Source organism: Cupriavidus sp. L7L, from assembly GCF_004353535.1.
In the GTDB taxonomy this organism is placed as follows: Bacteria; Pseudomonadota; Gammaproteobacteria; order Burkholderiales; family Burkholderiaceae; genus Cupriavidus; species Cupriavidus oxalaticus_A.
In genome coordinates this window covers 126,329-144,629 of the sequence record NZ_SMNY01000010.1, presented here as the reverse complement: position 1 = coordinate 144,629, position 18,301 = coordinate 126,329, and the positions used below count along the sequence as shown (strand labels likewise).

Here is an 18,301-nt window from a genome sequence, read left to right as displayed (position 1 = left end):
GGAACGCGTGCGGCTCATTCCTGTGCCGCGCCGCTCGACTTGACCAGCGCGGCCCAGGCTGGCACATCGCTGCGCATCTGCGCGGCAAAGGCGCTGCGCGGCTGGGGGCTGTAGCGCATGCCGAGCGCGTCGGCCTGCGCCTTGATGGCGGGATCGCGCATGACGGCGACGGTGGCGCGCTCAAGCTTGTCGACGATCTCGGCCGGCGTGCGCGCGGGGGCGAACAGCGCGAACCAGCTGTCCACGCCGAACGCCACGCCGGCCTCGGTAAAGGTCGGCACGTCGGGCAGCGCCGGCGAACGCTCGGAGCCGGTGACCGCCAGCGCCCTCACCTTGCCGCTGCGGATCAGCGGCAGCGTGCCGGCAAGGTCGGACATGGCCACGGGCAGCGTGCCGCCCATCACGTCGGTCAGCATCGGGCTGACGCCCTTATAGGGGATGTGGCGCAGGCGGATGCCGCCCAGCACGTTGAGGCTTTCGCCGGCGAGATGGCCGCCGGAGCCGTTGCCCCACGAGCCGTAGGTCAGGTCGGCACCGGGGCGCCTGGCCGCGGCGATCAGCGCGGGCAGGTCGCGGCCGGTAAAGCCGGGGCCGGCGATCAGCACGTTGCCGCCGTAGAAGAGCCGGCTGACGGGCACGAAGTCGCGCAGCGGGTCGTAGGGCAGTTTCGGGAAAATGGCTGGTGCGATCGCATGCGTGGCGGAGATGCCAAGCACCAGCGTGTAGCCGTCCGGCGCGGCGCGCGCAACCTGTGCGGAGCCGATGGTGCCGGTGGCGCCGGCTACGTTCTCCACCACCACGGTCTTGCCGAGTTCCTTCGACAGGCCCGCCGCCAGCAGCCGGCCGACCACATCGGTGCCGCCGCCCGGCGGGAACGGCACTACCAGCCGGATCGGCTTGTCGGGATAGGTGCCGGGATTGGGGCCGGGATTGGGGCCGGCGTGCGCGGGGGATACCACCCCGCAGAGCGCCACGGCGAGCGCGCCGAGTGCGCCCAGCGCGCGCAGCGCGATGCGCCGCGCCGGCAAGTGCTTGTGCCTTTGCATGCTTGTCTCCTGTCTTGATTGAGGTACTGCGTCTGGCCGCGGGGCGGCGCCCGTCTGTGCGGGCATCCTGTCCACCGCGTTGCGCGCCGTCACTATGAAGCGGTACGACGGTCCGGGCGAAGCGTGACCACCGCGTCGGCGGCGACCAGCCCCTGCGCGGTGACGATGAACGGATTGATCTCGAGCGTGTCCAGGCGCTCGCCCAGACCGGCTGCCAGTTGCGACACCGTGGCCAGCACCTGCGCGGCGGCATCGAGATCCACTTCGGGGTTGCCGCGATGTCCTTCGCACAGCGCGGCGGCACGGCTGGCGCGCAGCATCGCGCGCGCCTGTGCGCGCGACAGCGGCGCCAGCCCGCAGGCGGTCTGGCGGAAGATCTCGACCGCGGTGCCGCCGATGCCGGCCAGCGCCACCAGCCCGAACACCGGGTCGCGCCGCACGCCGACCATCACCTCGCCCCAGCCGCGCACCATGCGCGCCACCAGCACGCCTTCGAACGGCACCGGCGCGCCGCTCCCGGTGCGCGCCAGGGCGACCGCTTGCGCCATGCGGGCGAAGGCTTCGCGCACCGCCTGCGCATCGGCCAGGCCGAGGGCCACGCCGCCGACATCGCTCTTGTGCAGGATCTCGCGCGAGCACAGCTTGACCACCACGGGATAGCCGAGGCCCTCGGCAATGCGCACCGCCTCGTCCGCATCGCGCGCAAGCCCGTGCGGGGCCACCGGCACGCCAGCGTCGGCGAGCAAAGCCATGGCCTCGTACTCGGACAGCGCCGTGGTTTCGGGCGGCAGGCCGCGCAGTCGCGCTTCGCGCCGCGGCCCGGTCCCGGACAAGGTATCCCGTGCGGATTCCAGCGCCGCCGCCTGCGCCAGCGTGGCGACGGCTTCCACTGCATGACCCGGCTCGCGGAACACCAGGCACCCGCGCGCTTCCAGCCATGCGCGCTTGTCGTCGTCGACAATGCCGGCCAGCAGCAGCGGAGCGGCATTTGTGTCTTCGCTCAACGCACCGATGGTCTGCTGCAGCTCCGGCCACAGCCGCGGCGCATTGGCACCGCCGGCCAGGAAGGCCGCCACGCAGCCATAGGCGCCGCTGCGCGCGACGCCCGCGAGGGCATCCATGAACACGCGCGGCTGCGCCACCACCTGCCCCGTGACGTCGATGGGGTTCGCAGTGCTGGCGAACGGGATCGCGGTGCGCAGCGCCTCGGCCGCAAGGTCCGGCATCGGCGGCAGCGGCAAACCCAGCTGCTCGGCGCGATCGGCCATCATGATGCCGACGCCGCCCGACACGGTGACGATCGCCAGCGGCGTGGCGGCAGCGGCGCCGCTCCCTTCCGGGCGTTGCCAGGCCGCCGGCCGCCGGCCGCGCGACAGCACATAGCCGAGCCGGAAGAATTCTTCCAGCGTATGGGCCCGGTGCACGCCGTAGGCATCGAACACCGCCTGGTACACCGCATCCTCGCCGGTCAGGCTGGCCGTGTGCGACTGCGCCGAGCGCGCGCCGGCCGCCGTGGTGCCGACCTTGGTAACCACCACCGGCTTGCCCGCCGCGCGCGCCGCGGCCAGCGCCTGGCGCAGGCGCGCGCCGTCGCGGCAGCCTTCGATGTAGGCGAGGATCACGCGGGTGTTGGGGTCGTTGGCAAGCCATGCGATCACGTCCGCCACCTGCAGCCCGGCCTCGTTGCCGGTGGTGACCCAGTGGCTCAGGCCCAGCCCCGCCTCGCGCGCCAGCGCATAGGCGTAGGCACCGAAGGCACCGCTCTGGCTGACCAGCCCGACTTCGCCGACCGGCGGCACGCCGCTGAGCGGGATCGGCGAGAAGGTGGCGAACACGCGCTCGCGCAGGTTCATCGCGCCCAGGCAGTTGGGGCCCAGCAGCGTCACGCCCGCATCGCGCGCGCTGCGGGCCAGCAGGTCCTGCATGCGCACGCCGCCCTCGCCGGCTTCGGCGAAGCCGGAAGTGAAGACCACCGCCGCGCGCGTGCCGTTGCCGGCCAGCTGCGCCATCACGTCCTGGCTGGCGCTGGCCGGCACCGCCACGATCGCCAGGTCGACCGGCTCGCCGATGTCCGCCAGCGAGCCATAGGCGCGCAGGCCCTGCACTTCGGCGGCGGACGGGTTGACCGGATAGACGCGCCCCCCATAGCCCAGTTCGCGCAGCAGCCGGATCGGCATGCCGCCCACCTTGTCCGGCTGGGTGGAAGCACCGACCACCGCGATCGAACGCGGGTACAGCAGGGAATTCAGGTCAACCATGTGGCAGTCTCCGGGTCTTGTTTTATGGATGGTTTCAGTCGGGCCTGGCCGGCTACTGCCGCAGGCCGGTGGCGGCCTCGATGGAGCGGACCATCTCCATCAACAGCGGCGCCACCTTCTTTTCCATCATCCCGCGCTTCACCTGCGAGCCGGGCACGGCGCAGTTGAACAGCAGCGGGCGGTTCAGGTATCGGATGCGCGAATAGACGCCCACGCCGTACACGCCGATGCCGGCATCGCCCTCGTTGAGCGCGAAGCCGCGCTTGGGGTAGTGCGCCACGTTGTGGCACAGCGTGTCGTAGAACGCCGCGTATTCCTCGGGCCGCTCCTCGCGGGCGGCCACCATCAGGCTTTCGAACTCCGCCTTCGACAAGGTGCACAGGTAAGCCCGGCCCATGGCCGTGCTCAGCACCGAGCGCACGGCGCCGGTTCCCGGCCGCGCCGGGGTGCCCTCGTTGTGGGTGCAGGACTGCAGGTAGGTCACGTCGAGCCGGTGCGCCACGCCCATCGACGCAGCGCCCTCGATGCGGTCTGCCAGCGCCTGCATCAGCGGACGGGCCACGTGGCGCACCTGCAGCCCGGCCAGGTACGGATAGCCCAGCGCCAGCACCTGGGCGCTGACGAAGTACTTGTCGAGCTTGGGATCCCAGTCGAGGTAGCCCAGCTCGAACAGCGTGCGGCAGATGCGCGAGACGGTGGCGCGCGGCAGCTGCAGCCGCTGCGCCAGCTCGCCGTTGCCGAGCGGGCGCGGCTCGTCGATAAAGCAGCGCAGCAGGGCAAAGCCCTTGGCCAGCAGGCCGCCGAAGGACGGGTCCTCGCGGCGGCGTTCGGCGATGAATTGTTCGACCGGCAGGTTCATGGCGTTTTCCTCTTTACCCAGTCTGGGACAGCGCGTGATCGAGTGTCAAAAAGCGGAATCAATTTCCACATATTGGAAATATAGGCCATCGTGTTGACCCCTCAGGCGTGCCGCCCATAAGGTTCTCCGGCATCGGACACAGATTCGAAAAGGAGACAAGACATGAAAAACCGCACCTTTTCACGCCGCCGGCGTGTCGTGCTGATCGCAGCCGCGGCCCTGTCCCTGCTGCCGTCTGGCGCAGGCGCCGAAGATGCTTACCCGACCAAGCCCGTGCGGCTGGTGGTGGCGTACCCGGCAGGCGGCCTGACCGACACGCTGGCGCGCGCGCTGGCCGATGGTCTCGGCAAGCGGCTCGGCCAGACCATCGTGGTCGAGAACAAGGGCGGCGCGGGCGGCATTATCGGCACCGACCAGGCGGCCAAGGCGGCGCCCGACGGCTACACCCTGCTGCTGACCATTCCCGGCCCGATCACCGCCAACCTGGCGCTGTACAAGAAACTGCCCTACGACCCGCGCACCGACCTGCGCCCGATTTCCGACATCGCCACCGCGCGCACCGTGCTGGCGGTCAATGCCACCGTGCCCGTCAAGACCGTGGCCGAACTGATCGACTTTGCAAAGAAGGAGCCCGGCAAGCTGCGCATGGGTTCGTGGGGACCGGGCACCCAGCCGCATACCATCCAGACCTACATGGCCAGGAAGTATGGTGTCGACATCCTGCACGTGCCCTACCGCGGCGAGGGACCGATGGTGACCGACCTGCTGGCGGGCCAGGTCAACGTCACGGTGGGCTCGGTCACCGCGCTGCAGCAGCACTTTGCCGGCGGCAAGCTACGGCCGGTCGCCGTGACCGGACCGCGCCGCGCCAGGTCGCTGCCCGACGTGCCCACCTTTGCCGAGGCCGGCTATCCCGACGACGCCTACCGGCTGACCGGGCCGATCACGCTGATGGCCCCGGCCAAAACACCCCAGCCCATCATCGACCGCCTGGGGCGCGAGGTCAGCGCGCTGGTGAAAAGCCCGGCGTTTTCGAAGCGGATCGAGGACATGGGCGCCGAGCCCATCGGCAACACGCCGTCCGAGGCGGCCAGCGCCTACACCGCCTACCTGCCGGTGGTGCTGAAGCTGACCGCCGACACCGGGGTCACGCTGGACTGACGCCGCCCCCGGAGCGCCAGCCATGCGCCTTAGCCAGATCCAGGACTTCATCGCGGTGGCGGAAGGCGGCAGCACTTGTAACTTGAAACCGGTCCGGCACGCCTCGAAGCGATTTGCAGGCCGCTAAACTCAGGTGTGACATTTTTTCCCACGGCGCGGCCGAGGTACCCGCGGGCACTACAATGCTGCAAAAATTGCACCGGCAGCGCCCGCCTCCATGATCGACCTTGCAAGACGACGCCTGCGCGTACGCCTGAACCCCGCCGCGATGATCGTCCCGGCGACCATCGCCCTGGCGGTTGCCATCGCCGGACTGGGCGCCGCGGCACTGGCCCAGATGCGCAGCGACGCGCTGGCCGGCGCCAGCGAAGCCTCGGCCAATCTGGCGCTCACGCTGGAGCGCAGCATCTCGCGCAACCTGCATATCTACCAGTTCGCCATCGCCGGGGTCGCCGATGCCATGCAGGACCCGGAAGTGATGCAGCTGCCGACCGCCTTGCGCCAGCGCGTGCTGTTCGACCGCTCCATCAACGCCGAGGACATGGGCTCGCTGCTGGCCACCGATGCCAGCGGCAACCTGCTGCTCGATTCGCACCAATGGCCGCCGCGCGCCGTGAACCTTGCCGACCGCGACTATTTTCAGGCCCACGTGCACGACGCCAACGCCGGCATCTTCCTCAGCCAGCCGTTCCAGCCGCGGCTCACCGCGCAGAACAAGTCCATCGGACTGAGCCGGCGGGTGTCGGGGCCCGATGGCGCGTTCCGCGGCATCGTCGTCGGCACGCTGCGCCTGAACTACTTTCGCAAGCTGTTCGATGGCGTCAGCCTCGGCGGCGGCGGTACGCTGACGCTGCTGCGCACGGACGGGACCATCATCATGCGCCGCCCCTACGACGATGCGTCGGTGGGCCGCAATATCTCGGCCAGCCCTTCCTTTGCACCGCTGCTGCGGGGCACCGAAGGCAGCTTTATCGGCATCGCCGCGGTCGACGGCGTGCGGCGGCTGTACAGCTACCGGCGCCTGCCCGACTTCCCGCTCATGGTGGTGGTCGGGCTCTCGGTCCACGACGTGCTGGCCCCCTGGTACAAGCGCGCATGGTGGTTTGCCGGGCTGATTGCCGTGGTCGATGCGCTGATCGTGGCGCTGGCGGTGCTGCTGTCGCGCCAGTGGCGCCGCCGCCTCGACATGGAGGCGCACCTGCGCCTGATGGTGAATACCGATGGCCTGACCGGCCTGGGCAGCCGGCGCGCGCTGGATGACGCCGCCGACAAGGAATGGCGGCGGGCATGGCGCGACGGCCAGCCGCTGTCGCTGCTGATGGTCGATGTCGACCACTTCAAGCAGTTCAACGACCGCTACGGCCACGTTGCCGGCGACGATGCGCTGGCCGCGGTCGGCGACAGCATCCAGAAGCAGATCCGCCGGCCGGGCGACTATGCCGGCCGCTACGGCGGCGAGGAATTCGCGATCCTGCTGCCCGGCACGCCGGCCGCCGGCGCCGCGAGGATCGCCGAGGCCATCCGGCATGCGGTGCAGGCACTGGAGATCCCGAACGCGACCAGCCCGCTCGGCACGCTGACGGTCAGCATCGGCGTTGCCACCAGTTCGGCCGGCGGCGGGGATGCCGGGCCGTTCGCGGACCTGCGCGCCTTCCTGCATGGCGGCGACCAGGCGCTCTACCTGGCCAAGCGCGACGGCCGCAACCGCGTGGTGATATTGGGCGAGGCCACGCCGGCGCTGGCCGTCTGATGCGCTCGCCTGTCCGGCGATGCAGCGCGCTGCAGCACGATGCAGCGCCTCAGTGCGTCCGGTGCAGGTACGCTTCGACGTAGCTCACGCCGAACTGGATCAGGTCGCGGGTATCGCCGGAATGGTGCCCCGCCTCGGCAGACACCACCAGCGCCTGCGCCAGTTCGCGCAGGCGGTTGCGCAAGGCCTGCTTGTCCGATCCCGCTGCGCTCCTGAAGTGGGCAACGGCCTTCTCGGCGGCGTCCGCGATGGCGACCGCGGTCGCCTGGCCTTGCTCTCCCGCCTTGACGGCAGCGTTCACGATCTCGTCGACATAAAGCGCCACGATGGGCGTCACGCCGTCGATGCCGGTCCTTACCGGATGGCGGGTCGCTTCGCCCCGGGCCTGCTCGTCCACGACCACCTGCGCCCGCCCGCGCAGCGGCGCGATCGGCGGCGCTGGCTGGCCGCTGTGCCGCATCGAGCCAAAGCGCTGGGCAAAATGCCAGGTAAATTCGGCACCCAGCAGGAAAATCTGCGCGGCGTAGTACACCCATAGCAGCAACACCACCAGCGAACCCGCGGCGCCATACCCGCTGGCCACTCCGCTCTTGCCGATGTACAGGCCGATCAGCAACTTGCCCAGCGTGAACAGCAGCGCCGTGACGACGGCGCCAAGCCAGACGTCGAACCAGCGGATCTTGGTGCGCGGCATGATCTTGTAGATCATCGCGAACACCACGGTCGTCAGCACCAGGCTGATGGCAGTGTCCAGCGCATGCCCGACCGCCTCGTCGATGCCTAGCAGCGGTCCCCATTCACGCCCCATCGCCGAAATGCCGGCACTGAGCAGCAGCGACACGACCAGCAGGAAGCCGATGCCCAGGATCATGCCGAACGACAGCAGCCGCGCGCGCAGCAGCGAAAACAGGCCCGAACTCTTCTGGCGCTGCGGGACCCGCCAGATGCGGTCGAGCGCCGACTGCAGCTCGGCGAACACCGTGGTCGCGCCGATCAGCAGGGCCACCACCCCGATGATGGCGGAGACCGTGCTGGCGGCCGGCTCGCTGACCGCAACCAGCATGTCTTCGACCACCTCCGCCCCTTCGGTGCCGATCAGCCCGCTCAGCTCGCTGACGACCTCGCCGCGCGCCGCTTCCGCGCCGAATATCACGCCCGCCACGGTGATGACGATCATCAGCAGCGGGGCAATGGAGAAGACGGTGTAGTACGCCAGCGCCGCGCCCATGCTCGGGGCATAGTCGTCGATCCAGGAGTTGATGCTCTCGCGGATCAGCTCGAAGGCGGCGCGCGGCGACACGGGGCCAAGGGATAGCATGCGAGGTCCTGTCGCGACGTGTCCTGCATGGCAATAGCAAATCCCGTTCCAGAGCAACGGCGCCCGCAATGCGGCGCCTGGGGAGGCACCCTGGCCGGTCCATCATGCAACGGGCGCTTCCAGAATTACCAGGCGCGCGCGCTCGGCTATGCCGCATGTGCCTGCCAGAATACGCGGCGGGTGGTCCGGCGCGAATAAACCTGGGCGTGCTGTCGCTGGCCTTCATGGCCGCAGTGGCGGCGGCACGGCCCGCCTATGACGTGCCGTCGCGCGGCGCGGCGGTAGACCCGCGCACGATCAGCTGCGGCGTCAGCTGCACGGTGACGGCATCGGATCCCGGCTTGTCGATCTGCCGCAGCAGCAGCCGTGCAGCCTCCTCGCCCATCTCATGGACGGCGATGCGCACCGTGGTCAGCGGCGGCGTCAGCGCATCGGCAAAGGGCATGTCGTTGTGGCCCACTACCGAGATGTCGGCGGGGCAATGCAGCCCGCGCTCGCGCAGCAGGTCATAACAGCCCATCGCCACCAGGTCATTGCCGGCGGCGATCGCGGTGACCGCCGGAAAGGCTTCCAGCAGTTGCGCGCACGCCAGCTTGCCGGCCTCGCGCGAATAGCTGGCGGCCTCGATCACGTGCCAGGCGTCGCGGCGCAGGCGGTGCCGCCTGACCGCCTGGACAAAGCCCTCGCGCCGCAAGAAGCCGGTGGACAGCGCGGCCGGGCCGGCGATATGGCCGATATGGCGATGGCCCAGGCCGGCCAGGTGGTCTACCGTCAGCCGCATCGCCAGCAGGTTGTCGCTGACCACGCACGAGACCCGGCCCGTCTCTTCGCCGCGATTGACCGTGACCACCGGGATATGCTGCCGGATGCAGTAGTCGAGCACCGCGTCCTCGCGCTCCGCCGTCGCCAGCACCAGCCCTTCGACCTGCCGGCCGATCATCTGGTCGATGATGAAGCGCTGCCGGCTCTTGTCGGTGCCGGCGTTGACGACGATGGGCACGTAGCCCTGCTGCGCCAGCACCGACTCGATCCCCGCCAGGATCGGCGGGAACACCGGGTTGGCGATGTCGGGCAGCACCACGCCTACCAGCCCGGAGCGCTGCGTGCGCAAGCCGGCGGCGATGCGGTTGGGGCGGAAGCCGCGCGCCTCGGCCACCTCCAGGATGCGCGCCGCCACGTCCTGCGCCACCAGGTGCCGCGTGGCCGGGTTCATGACCCGCGAGACCGTCGAGTAATGCACGTCGATCTCGGCGGCCAGGTCTTTCAGGGTGAGGCGCTTGCGCTCGGACATGACGGCTGGTTGTTGGGCGGCGGGCCGGGAATGGGAGATGCGATATTTTAAGGCGCATTGCTGATGGGGGGTGGGGACGGGGGCCTGAATGAAGTCTTGGGCTTCACTTCGCCGTCATCCTTCACATGGCTGTGGCTGGACATCTGGCGGATATTTGATATGCCCTGGTTTCGCCCCTGAAGGGGCGAGTCACTTTTGCCCGAGCGGCAAAAGTAACCAAAAGCGCGTTTTCTGCCCTGGGCGGGCGGCCACTCTTATCGTAGCGTGCCGGGGCTTTCGTACGGGGCTGCGCTTCGTTGCAAAGCAGGACTGCCTGACGCCGTGGTGCGCCACCATGGCTCGGCATTGACGCGGTGATTGAACGAGCCCAGAGCTGTGGGCGGCCCCTGCTGCTGGCGGCAACGCAGGAACGCCTGCGGCTGCGCTGCGCGCCTGCAGTATCGCAGGTCAGGGGCTCGGGCACGTAACGCGTCGCTGCGCTCGCTTGGCGCCGTCGCGGCGCTGCCCGCAATCCATTCTATCCGGCTTGTTTGCTCCCCTCTCCCGCAAGCGGGAGAGGGAGCACACAATCGGCAAGCCTGGCCATCGCGATGCCCTGCCCTTACTCCCCAGCCCTGACCCCTGACTGCCGCACCACCGGCGCCAGCTTGCCGATTTCCGCCTGGATATACGCGGCAAACTCCTGCGGCGATGAACGCCGCGGCTCGGCGCCCTGCGCCGCCAGGCGCTCGCGCACGTCGGGGGATGACAGCGCCTTGCCGATCTCGGCGTTGAGGGCATCGACGATCTCGCGCGGCGTGCCGGCCGGGGCGAGGATGCCGAACCACGAATCGAAGGCATAGGCCGGCAAGCCCGACTCCGCTACGGTCGGGATATCCGGCAGCGCGCTGGCCCGCCTGGCCGTGGTCACCGCCAGCGCGCGCAGCTTGCCTTGCCTGACGAACGGCATCGCCGAGACGGAGGGCGCGAACATCATGTCGCCGCGGCCGGCCATGACGTCGGTAAGCGCTTCGCCGGTGCCCTTGTACGGGATATGCGTGATGTCGATGCCGGCCTGCATCTTGAACATCTCGCCGCTCAGGTGCGTGGAGCTGCCGGAGCCAGCCGAGTCAAAGTTCAGCGCGCCCGGCGTGGCCTTGGCCGCCGCCACCACGTCGCGCACCGACTTGTACTTGCTGGCCGCATTGACCACCAGCACGTTGGGCACGCTGGCCACCAGCGAGACCGGCGCGAAGTCCTTCACCGTGTCATAGCCGAGCCTGGGATACAGCGTGGCGTTGATCGCATGCCCGACCGACACCAGGATCAGCGTGTAGCCGTCCGGCGCCGCCTTGGCCACGCCGGTCGCGCCGACAGTCCCGCCCGCGCCGGGCCGGTTGTCGACGATCACCTGGTAGCTGCCGCCCTCGGCCATCTTGCTGCCGAGGATGCGCGCCAGGATATCGGTGGCGCTGCCGGCCGAGAACGGCACCACCAGCCGGATCGGCTTGCTGGGGTACTGGGGCTGTGCACTGGCGGCGGGGGCGGCCGCCAGTATCAGCGTCGAAGTCAGCGCCAGCACGGCGCCCTGGATGGATCGAATCATTCCTTGTCTCCTCACTGCTAGTCGGGACGCGTGTGCCGCGCCTCAGAAGAAATGCCGCATGCCGAGCGCGACGGTCTGCGGGTCGGCGCCCGCGCTTACGCCCAGCTCGTTGATGGCAAAGTCATAGATCGCGTTGCGCTTGTTGTTGATGCGACTGTAGTACGCAAACAGCGCCGTGCGCTTGGACAACGGATAGTCGTAGCCCACCGTGACCTGCGTCGCGCCCGTCTCCGCGCCGCTGCGGAAGAAGCCGACGGTCTCGGTGGCGTTGCCGGCGCCGTTGCTGGCCAGGCCAAAGCCGACCCGCACGCTGCCCGGCCCCAGCTTCTGCACCACCGACGCGTAGTAGCCGTTGCGCGTGAGGTCGCCGGTGGCGGTGCGGTAGTGCAGCCGTTCATAGAGCAGCGCGACGGTGGTCGTCGGGAACTTGTAGGAAACGCCCGCCTTCATCGCATCGTCGTTGCGGCCCGCGGTCTGGTAATGCTGGTGGATTTCATAGGCCAGCACCACGTTGAGGGGGCCGTTGTCGTAGGCGGCGGAGAACGAGTACAGCCCCGGGTTGCGCGGCACCGTGGTCTTTTCCTCGTTGATGCCCCACGCGGCGGCGCCGCTGAAGCCCGCCAGCGACGGCGACTTGTAGACGATGATGTTTTTCTGCCGTCGGTCGAACGCGCTGGTGTCCTGCACGTTGTCCGAGCTCGACGTGGAGCCGTTGCCGATCAGCGCCATATACCCCGCCGTGGTTGGGTAATACGGATCGTAGGTCGAGGTCGCCTCGGTATAAGGCGTCTGCCAGTGCCCCATGAACAGCGTGCCGGCGCTGCCCTGCAGCCCGATGCGCGAATTGCGCCCCGCGATCTGGCCCTGGCCGGTGTCGAGCGAGACGTTGCTCTCGATCTGCCAGATTGCCTTGAGGCTGCCGCCCAGCCCTTCCTCGCCGCGCATGCCGAACACGGAGCGGTTGTTGGTCAGCCGGCCGACGCCGCCAAGGCGCGTGCCGTCGGTCGCCGTATTGGCGTAGGAATACTCCAGCGCGGTGTTGAGGCGCCCGTACAGCGTCACGGACGACTGCGCGCCGGCGTGGCCGGTGCAGGCCGCGCCCATGGCCAGCAGTAGCAAGCGGCACCGCTTGGGAACGGATGTCATTGGTCTACCCCTTTGGTTGTGGTCATTCTTTTTGTAATCACCTTTTTGGTCAGCGCCGTTTATTTCGGGTCTGCAATCGTTTGCATCACGGCACAAGAAAATCAGGCCTTCGGATACGGCATCGCCAGCAGCAGCAAGGCGGGCCGGTTGCCGGGATTGGAGACCTGCCGCGCCTCGCCCGGCGCCAGGCGCACCGAGTCGTACTGTCCCAGCGTGACGGCCTCGTCCGGCGTGCGCACGCAGACTTCGCCCTCGAGCACGACGTAGTGCTTTTCCACCGGCGAGGCATCCAGCGCGGTATGGCCGCCTGGCAGCAGTACCGAGACGCCGAGCCACAGTGCCTCGGACGGGCCGGCCTCGTGTCCCTGCAGCCGCAGGCAATGCATGCCGTCGTGGTTGGGCGGGAAATACGCCGGCGCCCGGGCAAAGCGGGTCGTGTTCATGGCTTGAGCACCACGCGCTCGGTCGCGCCTTGCAGGACCGCGCGGTATGCGTCCTTGGCATTGGCCAGCGCATAGGTGTAATCGGACAGCACCGGGAACGGCCGCAGCGCGCCCGCGGCGAACATTGGCGCAAGCTGGTCCAGGATGTGCGCGCACGCGCCGCTGTCCAGGGCCAGCGTATCGACGCCAACGTATGTATGCTGGCCGCGGTAGAAGGCGAAGATGTCGAACGGCACCGGCTTCTCGATGGTCGAGATGAAGATCTGCGCTGCGCCGATGGCCATCGCCTGGTTGGCTTGCTCGAAGTACGGGCTGCCGACGGTGTTGTAGACGATGTCGGCGCCATGGCCGCCGGTCTCGTCGCGCACCACTTCTGCGATCGCTTCGCGGCTGGCGTCGATCATGCGCACTGCGCCGCTGGCATGGCCGCGGTAAGGCTCGGCCGTACGCTCGACGGCAAAGACGCGCGCGCCCAGCGCCGTGGCGATCTGGATGGTGGCCTGCCCCACCTTGCCGTTGCCGCCACAGACCAGCACGGTACTGCCGGCCTGGGGCATGCCGGCGCGGCGCAAGCCTTCGTAGGCAGTGATGAACGGCACGCCCACGGCGCCGGCCTCCAGCAGCGACACCGACGCCGGCTTGGCGCGCACCGCACTGGCCTGGATGCGCAGGTACTTGCCATGGGTGCCGTCGCGGCGGATGCCGAGCTCGCCGCCGCTGCCCCACACCTGCAGGCCCAGCAGCGCGGCCGGCCCGTCGACCACCAGGCCGGCATAGTCGCGGCCGGGCGTGCGCGGCCACACCGCATGCGGCATCAGGCCCAGCGTCGCCTTCACGTCGCTGGGATTGACCCCGGCACTGGCGACTTCGATGATGCATTGGTCCGCCGCGGCATCGGGGCGCGGCACGCCGAGCAGTTCGAGCTGCAGCGCCTCGATATCGGCGGCTTTCTGGTTCACGCGGATCGTATTCATAAGTTCTTTCCTTTCAGGAATCGGCAATTCGGTTGGCAAGGCTCAGGCTTCGCGCCGCCCCAGCGTGCGGCGCGCCTCGGCGGGCGACGCGATCTCGCCGCCGAGCGAGCGCACGATGTCGCGGGCCTTGGCGACCAGCGCGGCGTTGCTGGGGGCCAGCACGCCCTTCTCCAGGTAGATGTTGTCTTCCAGGCCGACACGCACATGGCCGCCGGCCAGCCATGCCTGCGCCACGATCGGGAATTCGGCGCGGCCGATGCCGAAGGCGGACCAGTGCGCGCCGGCGGGCAGCATGTTGCGCGCATAGAAAATCGTTTCGGGCGTGGGCGCGAAGCCGTATTTGACGCCCAGCACGAAGGTCCACAGGCCAGGCCCGTCGAGCACGCCGTCGCGGATGAAGTCGAGCGCCATGTTGAGGTCGCCCGAGTCGAAGATCTCCAGCTCCGGCATGACGCCGGCGGCGCGGATCGCGGCGGCCATCTTGCGCACGTTGGCGGGCGTGTTGATGACCACGTCGCCCCCGGAATTCATGGTGTTGAGGTCGAGCGAACACACATCGGGGCGCAACGCGGTGATGTGCTCGACGCGCTTGCCCGGAGGCAGCAGCGTGGTGCCCGGCGCGGCCACGCGCGGCTCGTCCTCGCTCGGCACGAAGCGGCCGCCGGGTCCGGTGGTGAGGTTGATGATCAGCGTGCGGTTGCGCGCGCGGATGCGGTCGATGACGTCGGCGTAGTATTCGAGCGCCATCGACGGGCGGCCCGTTTCGGGATCGCGCACGTGGATATGGGCCGCGGCAGCGCCGGCTTCGGCGGCTTCGAGCGCGGCGTCGGCGATCTGCGCCGGCGTGACCGGCAGGCCGGGATGCTGCTCGGGGGTGACGATATTGCCGGTCACCGCGCAGGTGATGATGGTCTTGCGTGCGTGCATGAGCGAACGTTGGTGAAGAACAAGAGAAAAACGGAGCGTGGCGCCGGGCTAGCCGAGTTGCCTGCCGCCGTCGACGACAATGGTGGTGCCAGTGGCAAAGCGCAGCGAGGTAGCGCACGCGGCAATGGCATCGGCCACGTCCTGCGCCTGGCCGATGCGCTGCAGCGGCGTCGTCCTGGCGGCGCGCTCGTTGAAGCTGCTGTCGCGGCCGGGCACGAAGGCGCTGTCGACCACGCCGGGCGAGACGTTCAGCACGCGGATCTGCGGCGCCAGTGCGCGCCCCAGCGACATCGCCATGGCGTCGAGCCCGGCCTTGGCCGCGCAGTACGCCACGTTGCTGCCCTGCCCGTTGCGCCCCGCGATGGAGCCGACGTTGACCACCAGCCCGTCGCCGCTGGCGCGCAGGTGCGGCGCAAAGGCGCGGATCGCGGCGAACTGGCCGCGCCAGTTGATGGCAAAGAGTTCGTCGATCAGCGCGTCGTCGAGCGCGTCGAGGTCGGCGTGCGGGATTGCCCGCGTAAAGCCGGCGGTATTGACCAGCATGTCGGCGCGGCCGTAATGGCAGATGACTTCGTCGGCCAGCGCGCGCAGCGAGGCGCTGTCGGCAACTTCCGCGACGGCGGCAAGATGGTTGCCGGCCGGCAGCGCGGCCGCCGCGCTGGCCGCCTTGTCGGCGTCGCGGCCGGTCAGGACGATGCTCGCGCCGAGGCGGGCCAGCGTTTCACCGGCGGCAAAGCCGATGCTGCCGGTGCCACCGAGGATCACGGCAACCTTGCCGGAAAGGGGGGATGCGCTCATGTTCGGAGTTGAATTTGCGTGAAAGGAAATCGGCCGGCGTTCAGTCGATCGGCGGCTTGGGAAAGGTCTGCTGCCCCGGCTCCAGCGTGAAGTCGAAGTCCAGCGTGTAGAACGGCGCCGGCACGTCGCCCCACGGGCTGCTGCCCTGGTCGTGCAGCTGCAGCGTGCCGACCAGTTGCCGGTGCACGCCGAAGGTGACATCCGAGGCCAGCTTGTCGGCCTCGTCGGCAAACACCTGCGTCACCAGCGTCCGGTATCCCGGCGCGGCGACGATGAAGTGGATATGCGCCGGCCGGTACGGATGGCGCTGTTGCGCGGCCAGCAGCGCGCCGACCGGGCCATCGGTCGGCACCGGATAGCCGGCCGGACGCACCGTGCGGAAGCGGTAGCCGCCGTCGGCATCGGCATGGAAGCAGCCGCGCAGGTTGCGGTCGGGCTGGGTCGGGTCCTGGTTGTCGTACAGGCCGACCGGCGAGGCCTGCCATATCTCGACCAGCGCGCCCGCCAGCGGCGTGCCGTCGGTGCCGCGCACGGTGCCGCTGACCAGCAGCGGCAGGCCGGGCGCGTCGTCCTGCACCACGCAGTCGCCGCAGGCATAGCGCGGCGCGTTGGCGCGGTAGAACGGTCCCAGCAAGGCGCCGGGCGTGCGGCCGTCGCGGGTGCTGTTGTTCATCACCGTCACCAGGGTCGACAAACCCAGCACGTCGGCCGCGAGCACGACCTCGTTGTGCGTGGCATGCGTCGCATGGCCAAGGCTGGCGAGCCAGCCCAGCGCGAACTCGAACTCTTCGTCGGTCAGGCGCGCCTCGCGCAGGAAGCCATGCAGATGGCGGACCAGCGCATCCATGACGAAGCGCAGGCGTGGGCTGGCGGTGTCCGCCATCGCGGCCTGGACGATGCCGGTGACCGAATGTTCGTCGTCTATCAGCGTGGGGCGCGGGGCCGGCGATACCTGCCGCGCGATCGATGTTTCCATGTCACTCTCCTTTGCAAACGTTTGCATTATTATCGGCGGCCAGCACCGGAGGTCAAGGCGAAAGTTCGGCCGGCGGGGCCCCGCCCCCTTTCGCGCCGCCGGAAATCACAATCAAAACAAGCCGCTACGCCTCGTCTTCAGGACAAACCCTAGGCGGTCCCCGCTCGCGCGGAGGGTGGCATTTGTGGGTACACCTGCCTATATATGCCTTACCAGGCACTAACCGGCGATATACCGACATGCCAGCGAGCGCTGGCCGCGCCACAATGCAACGGCGGCGTGGCCCCTCCCGCTCATACAAGCGTTGGACTGGTGGAAGCCCGGTCACAATCGTTGCCGAGGACTTGGCACAGTAATCGCTGACGTGCAGAAAGCCCGACGTGCCTGCGATGCCCGGGTTCCTGGCCATGCCGCCAGCGATCTCCTTCGATCCCTCCTACCTACCAGAGGAAAACCGATGTTCTCCGCCGTCCAGCGTCCGCAACCGACGCACCCCGTTCCCTGCCCCCCCCGCAGCGTGACCACGCCGCCGCTGCCGCAGTGGATCGCAGCACGCATGTCAGAGCATTTCGATGCCAGGCTGGGCAAGCTCTGGGGTGGCGACCACCTGCTGCACGGGCGCAAGCCGGGGCCCGACGCGCTGCACCTGAGCAGCAACGACTACCTCTGCCTGCTGGGCGAGCGGCCGTTGCTGGAGGCGCAAGCGCGCGCGCTGCTGAACGAGCAGCCCGAGCTGCTGATGTCGTCCGTGTTCCAGTACGGCGAGACGCCGCAACGGCACGTCGAGCGCAAGCTGGCCAACCTGATGCAGGCCGAGGACGGGCTGATCGCGCAGTCCGGCTGGGCCGCCAACGTCGGCCTGGTGCAATGCATCGCCGGGCCGGGCGTGCCGGTCTATATCGACATGAACGGCCACGCCTCGCTGTGGGAAGGCATCACCGCCGCCGGTGCGCAGGCCGTGCCGATCCGCCACAACGACGTGGGCCATGCGCGCCGCCAGGCCGAACGCTTCGGGCCCGGCGTGATCATGGTCGACGCGGTGTACTCCACCACCGGCAGCGTGGCGCCGCTGGAGGAATACGTCGCGGTGGCGGAGGCGACGGGTTCGGTGCTGGTGGTCGATGAATCGCACTCGCTCGGCACCCATGGGCCATCGGGCGGCGGGCTGGTACCGGCGCTGGGGTTGTCGGAGCGGGTGCATTTCCGCACCGCGTCGCTGGCCAAGGCCTTCGCCGGGCGCGCGGGCTTCGTCACCTGCTCCAGCACGTTCAAGGACTTCTTCGCGGTCGAGTCGCGGCCGGCCATTTTCAGTTCGGGGCTGCTGCGCCACGAGGTTGCGTGGTTCGACGCCGCCATCGACTTCATCGCCGCGGCGGACCAGCGGCGCGAACAGCTGCATGCGATCACCCGCACCACCCGCGAAGCGATCGGTGCGCTGGGGTACAACATCAGCGACGGCTCCGAGCAGATCATCGGGCTGGAGGCCGGCACCGAGCCGCAGGTGATGGTCCTGCGCAACGCGCTGCAGCAGCGCGGCATCTTCGGCGCGGTATTCTGTTCGCCGGCAACCCCCAAGAATCGGGCATTGATGCGACTTACCCTGCATGCGAAACTTAGCGCCGGTGAAATCGACCGGCTGGTCAGCGTTCTCGCCAGTATCCGCGACGAGGTGCGCCTGGAAGAATGGTCATCGACGCGCCGCAGCCGGCGCAAATCCCCCAATCCCAAAGAGGAGCTCGCCGCAAGCTCCCGCGAGGAGTAGCCGTTGG

Annotated in this window: 15 protein-coding genes; 3 read left to right on the top strand and 12 right to left on the bottom strand. The window is 69.0% G+C overall.

Annotated features, from left to right (window positions below):
* Positions 1-14: 14 nt before the first annotated feature.
* The 3 genes from E1J61_RS12450 to E1J61_RS12440 all read right to left on the bottom strand — a co-directional run bounded on the left by E1J61_RS12450 (position 15) and on the right by E1J61_RS12440 (position 4,163).
* Entirely contained in the window at positions 15-1,046 is a 1,032-nt protein-coding gene (locus E1J61_RS12450) for a tripartite tricarboxylate transporter substrate binding protein (RefSeq protein WP_133094366.1), read from the bottom strand.
* Between the two features lie 92 nt (positions 1,047-1,138).
* Positions 1,139-3,304: an acetate--CoA ligase family protein gene (locus E1J61_RS12445; RefSeq protein WP_133094365.1), complete on the bottom strand. Its 2,166-nt coding sequence runs from the start codon at positions 3,302-3,304 to the stop codon at positions 1,139-1,141.
* A gap of 52 nt (positions 3,305-3,356) precedes the next feature.
* Positions 3,357-4,163, bottom strand: coding sequence for an IclR family transcriptional regulator (locus E1J61_RS12440; RefSeq protein WP_133094364.1), 807 nt, complete (start codon positions 4,161-4,163; stop codon positions 3,357-3,359).
* A gap of 162 nt (positions 4,164-4,325) precedes the next feature.
* Between E1J61_RS12440 and E1J61_RS12435 the strand changes: the two genes are divergently transcribed.
* Together E1J61_RS12435 and E1J61_RS12430 are read left to right on the top strand one after the other, a co-directional pair.
* On the top strand, positions 4,326-5,324 hold the full coding sequence (locus tag E1J61_RS12435; protein WP_133094363.1) for a tripartite tricarboxylate transporter substrate binding protein: 999 nt from the start codon (positions 4,326-4,328) through the stop codon (positions 5,322-5,324).
* A 217-nt stretch (positions 5,325-5,541) separates the two neighbouring features.
* Positions 5,542-7,074 (top strand): sensor domain-containing diguanylate cyclase, encoded by a 1,533-nt coding sequence (locus tag E1J61_RS12430; RefSeq protein ID WP_133094362.1) that lies wholly within the window; start codon positions 5,542-5,544, stop codon positions 7,072-7,074.
* Positions 7,075-7,123: 49 nt separating this feature from the next.
* Here E1J61_RS12430 and E1J61_RS12425 read toward each other — a convergent pair whose 3' ends face one another.
* From E1J61_RS12425 to E1J61_RS12385, 9 genes are all read right to left on the bottom strand, one after another.
* The gene (locus tag E1J61_RS12425; protein ID WP_133094361.1) at positions 7,124-8,392 is read right to left on the bottom strand and encodes a YihY/virulence factor BrkB family protein; all 1,269 of its coding nucleotides are present in this window, start codon (positions 8,390-8,392) and stop codon (positions 7,124-7,126) included.
* Positions 8,393-8,645: 253 nt separating this feature from the next.
* Positions 8,646-9,683: a LacI family DNA-binding transcriptional regulator gene (locus E1J61_RS12420; RefSeq protein WP_133094360.1), complete on the bottom strand. Its 1,038-nt coding sequence runs from the start codon at positions 9,681-9,683 to the stop codon at positions 8,646-8,648.
* A gap of 601 nt (positions 9,684-10,284) precedes the next feature.
* Positions 10,285-11,268 carry a tripartite tricarboxylate transporter substrate binding protein gene (locus tag E1J61_RS12415; RefSeq protein ID WP_133094359.1) on the bottom strand — a complete coding sequence of 328 codons (984 nt, stop codon included), beginning with the start codon at positions 11,266-11,268 and terminating at the stop codon, positions 10,285-10,287.
* A 42-nt stretch (positions 11,269-11,310) separates the two neighbouring features.
* Positions 11,311-12,414, bottom strand: coding sequence for a porin (locus E1J61_RS12410; protein ID WP_133094358.1), 1,104 nt, complete (start codon positions 12,412-12,414; stop codon positions 11,311-11,313).
* A 101-nt stretch (positions 12,415-12,515) separates the two neighbouring features.
* Positions 12,516-12,857 carry a cupin domain-containing protein gene (locus E1J61_RS12405; protein ID WP_133094357.1) on the bottom strand — a complete coding sequence of 114 codons (342 nt, stop codon included), beginning with the start codon at positions 12,855-12,857 and terminating at the stop codon, positions 12,516-12,518.
* A complete protein-coding gene (locus E1J61_RS12400; protein ID WP_133094356.1) occupies positions 12,854-13,831 on the bottom strand; it encodes a zinc-binding alcohol dehydrogenase family protein in 978 nt (325 codons plus the stop codon). Before E1J61_RS12400 ends, E1J61_RS12405 begins: the two co-directional genes overlap by 4 nt.
* 42 nt (positions 13,832-13,873) lie before the next feature.
* Positions 13,874-14,758, bottom strand: coding sequence for a 3-keto-5-aminohexanoate cleavage protein (locus E1J61_RS12395; RefSeq protein WP_133094355.1), 885 nt, complete (start codon positions 14,756-14,758; stop codon positions 13,874-13,876).
* Between the two features lie 48 nt (positions 14,759-14,806).
* Positions 14,807-15,556, bottom strand: a complete 750-nt coding sequence (locus E1J61_RS12390) for an SDR family NAD(P)-dependent oxidoreductase (RefSeq protein ID WP_133094354.1) — start codon at positions 15,554-15,556, stop codon at positions 14,807-14,809.
* A 40-nt stretch (positions 15,557-15,596) separates the two neighbouring features.
* Positions 15,597-16,532, bottom strand: coding sequence for a dioxygenase (locus tag E1J61_RS12385; protein ID WP_133094353.1), 936 nt, complete (start codon positions 16,530-16,532; stop codon positions 15,597-15,599).
* Positions 16,533-16,989: 457 nt separating this feature from the next.
* Between E1J61_RS12385 and cqsA the strand changes: the two genes are divergently transcribed.
* Positions 16,990-18,294 carry an alpha-hydroxyketone-type quorum-sensing autoinducer synthase gene (cqsA, locus tag E1J61_RS12380; RefSeq protein WP_133094352.1) on the top strand — a complete coding sequence of 435 codons (1,305 nt, stop codon included), beginning with the start codon at positions 16,990-16,992 and terminating at the stop codon, positions 18,292-18,294.
* Positions 18,295-18,301: the final 7 nt, after the last annotated feature.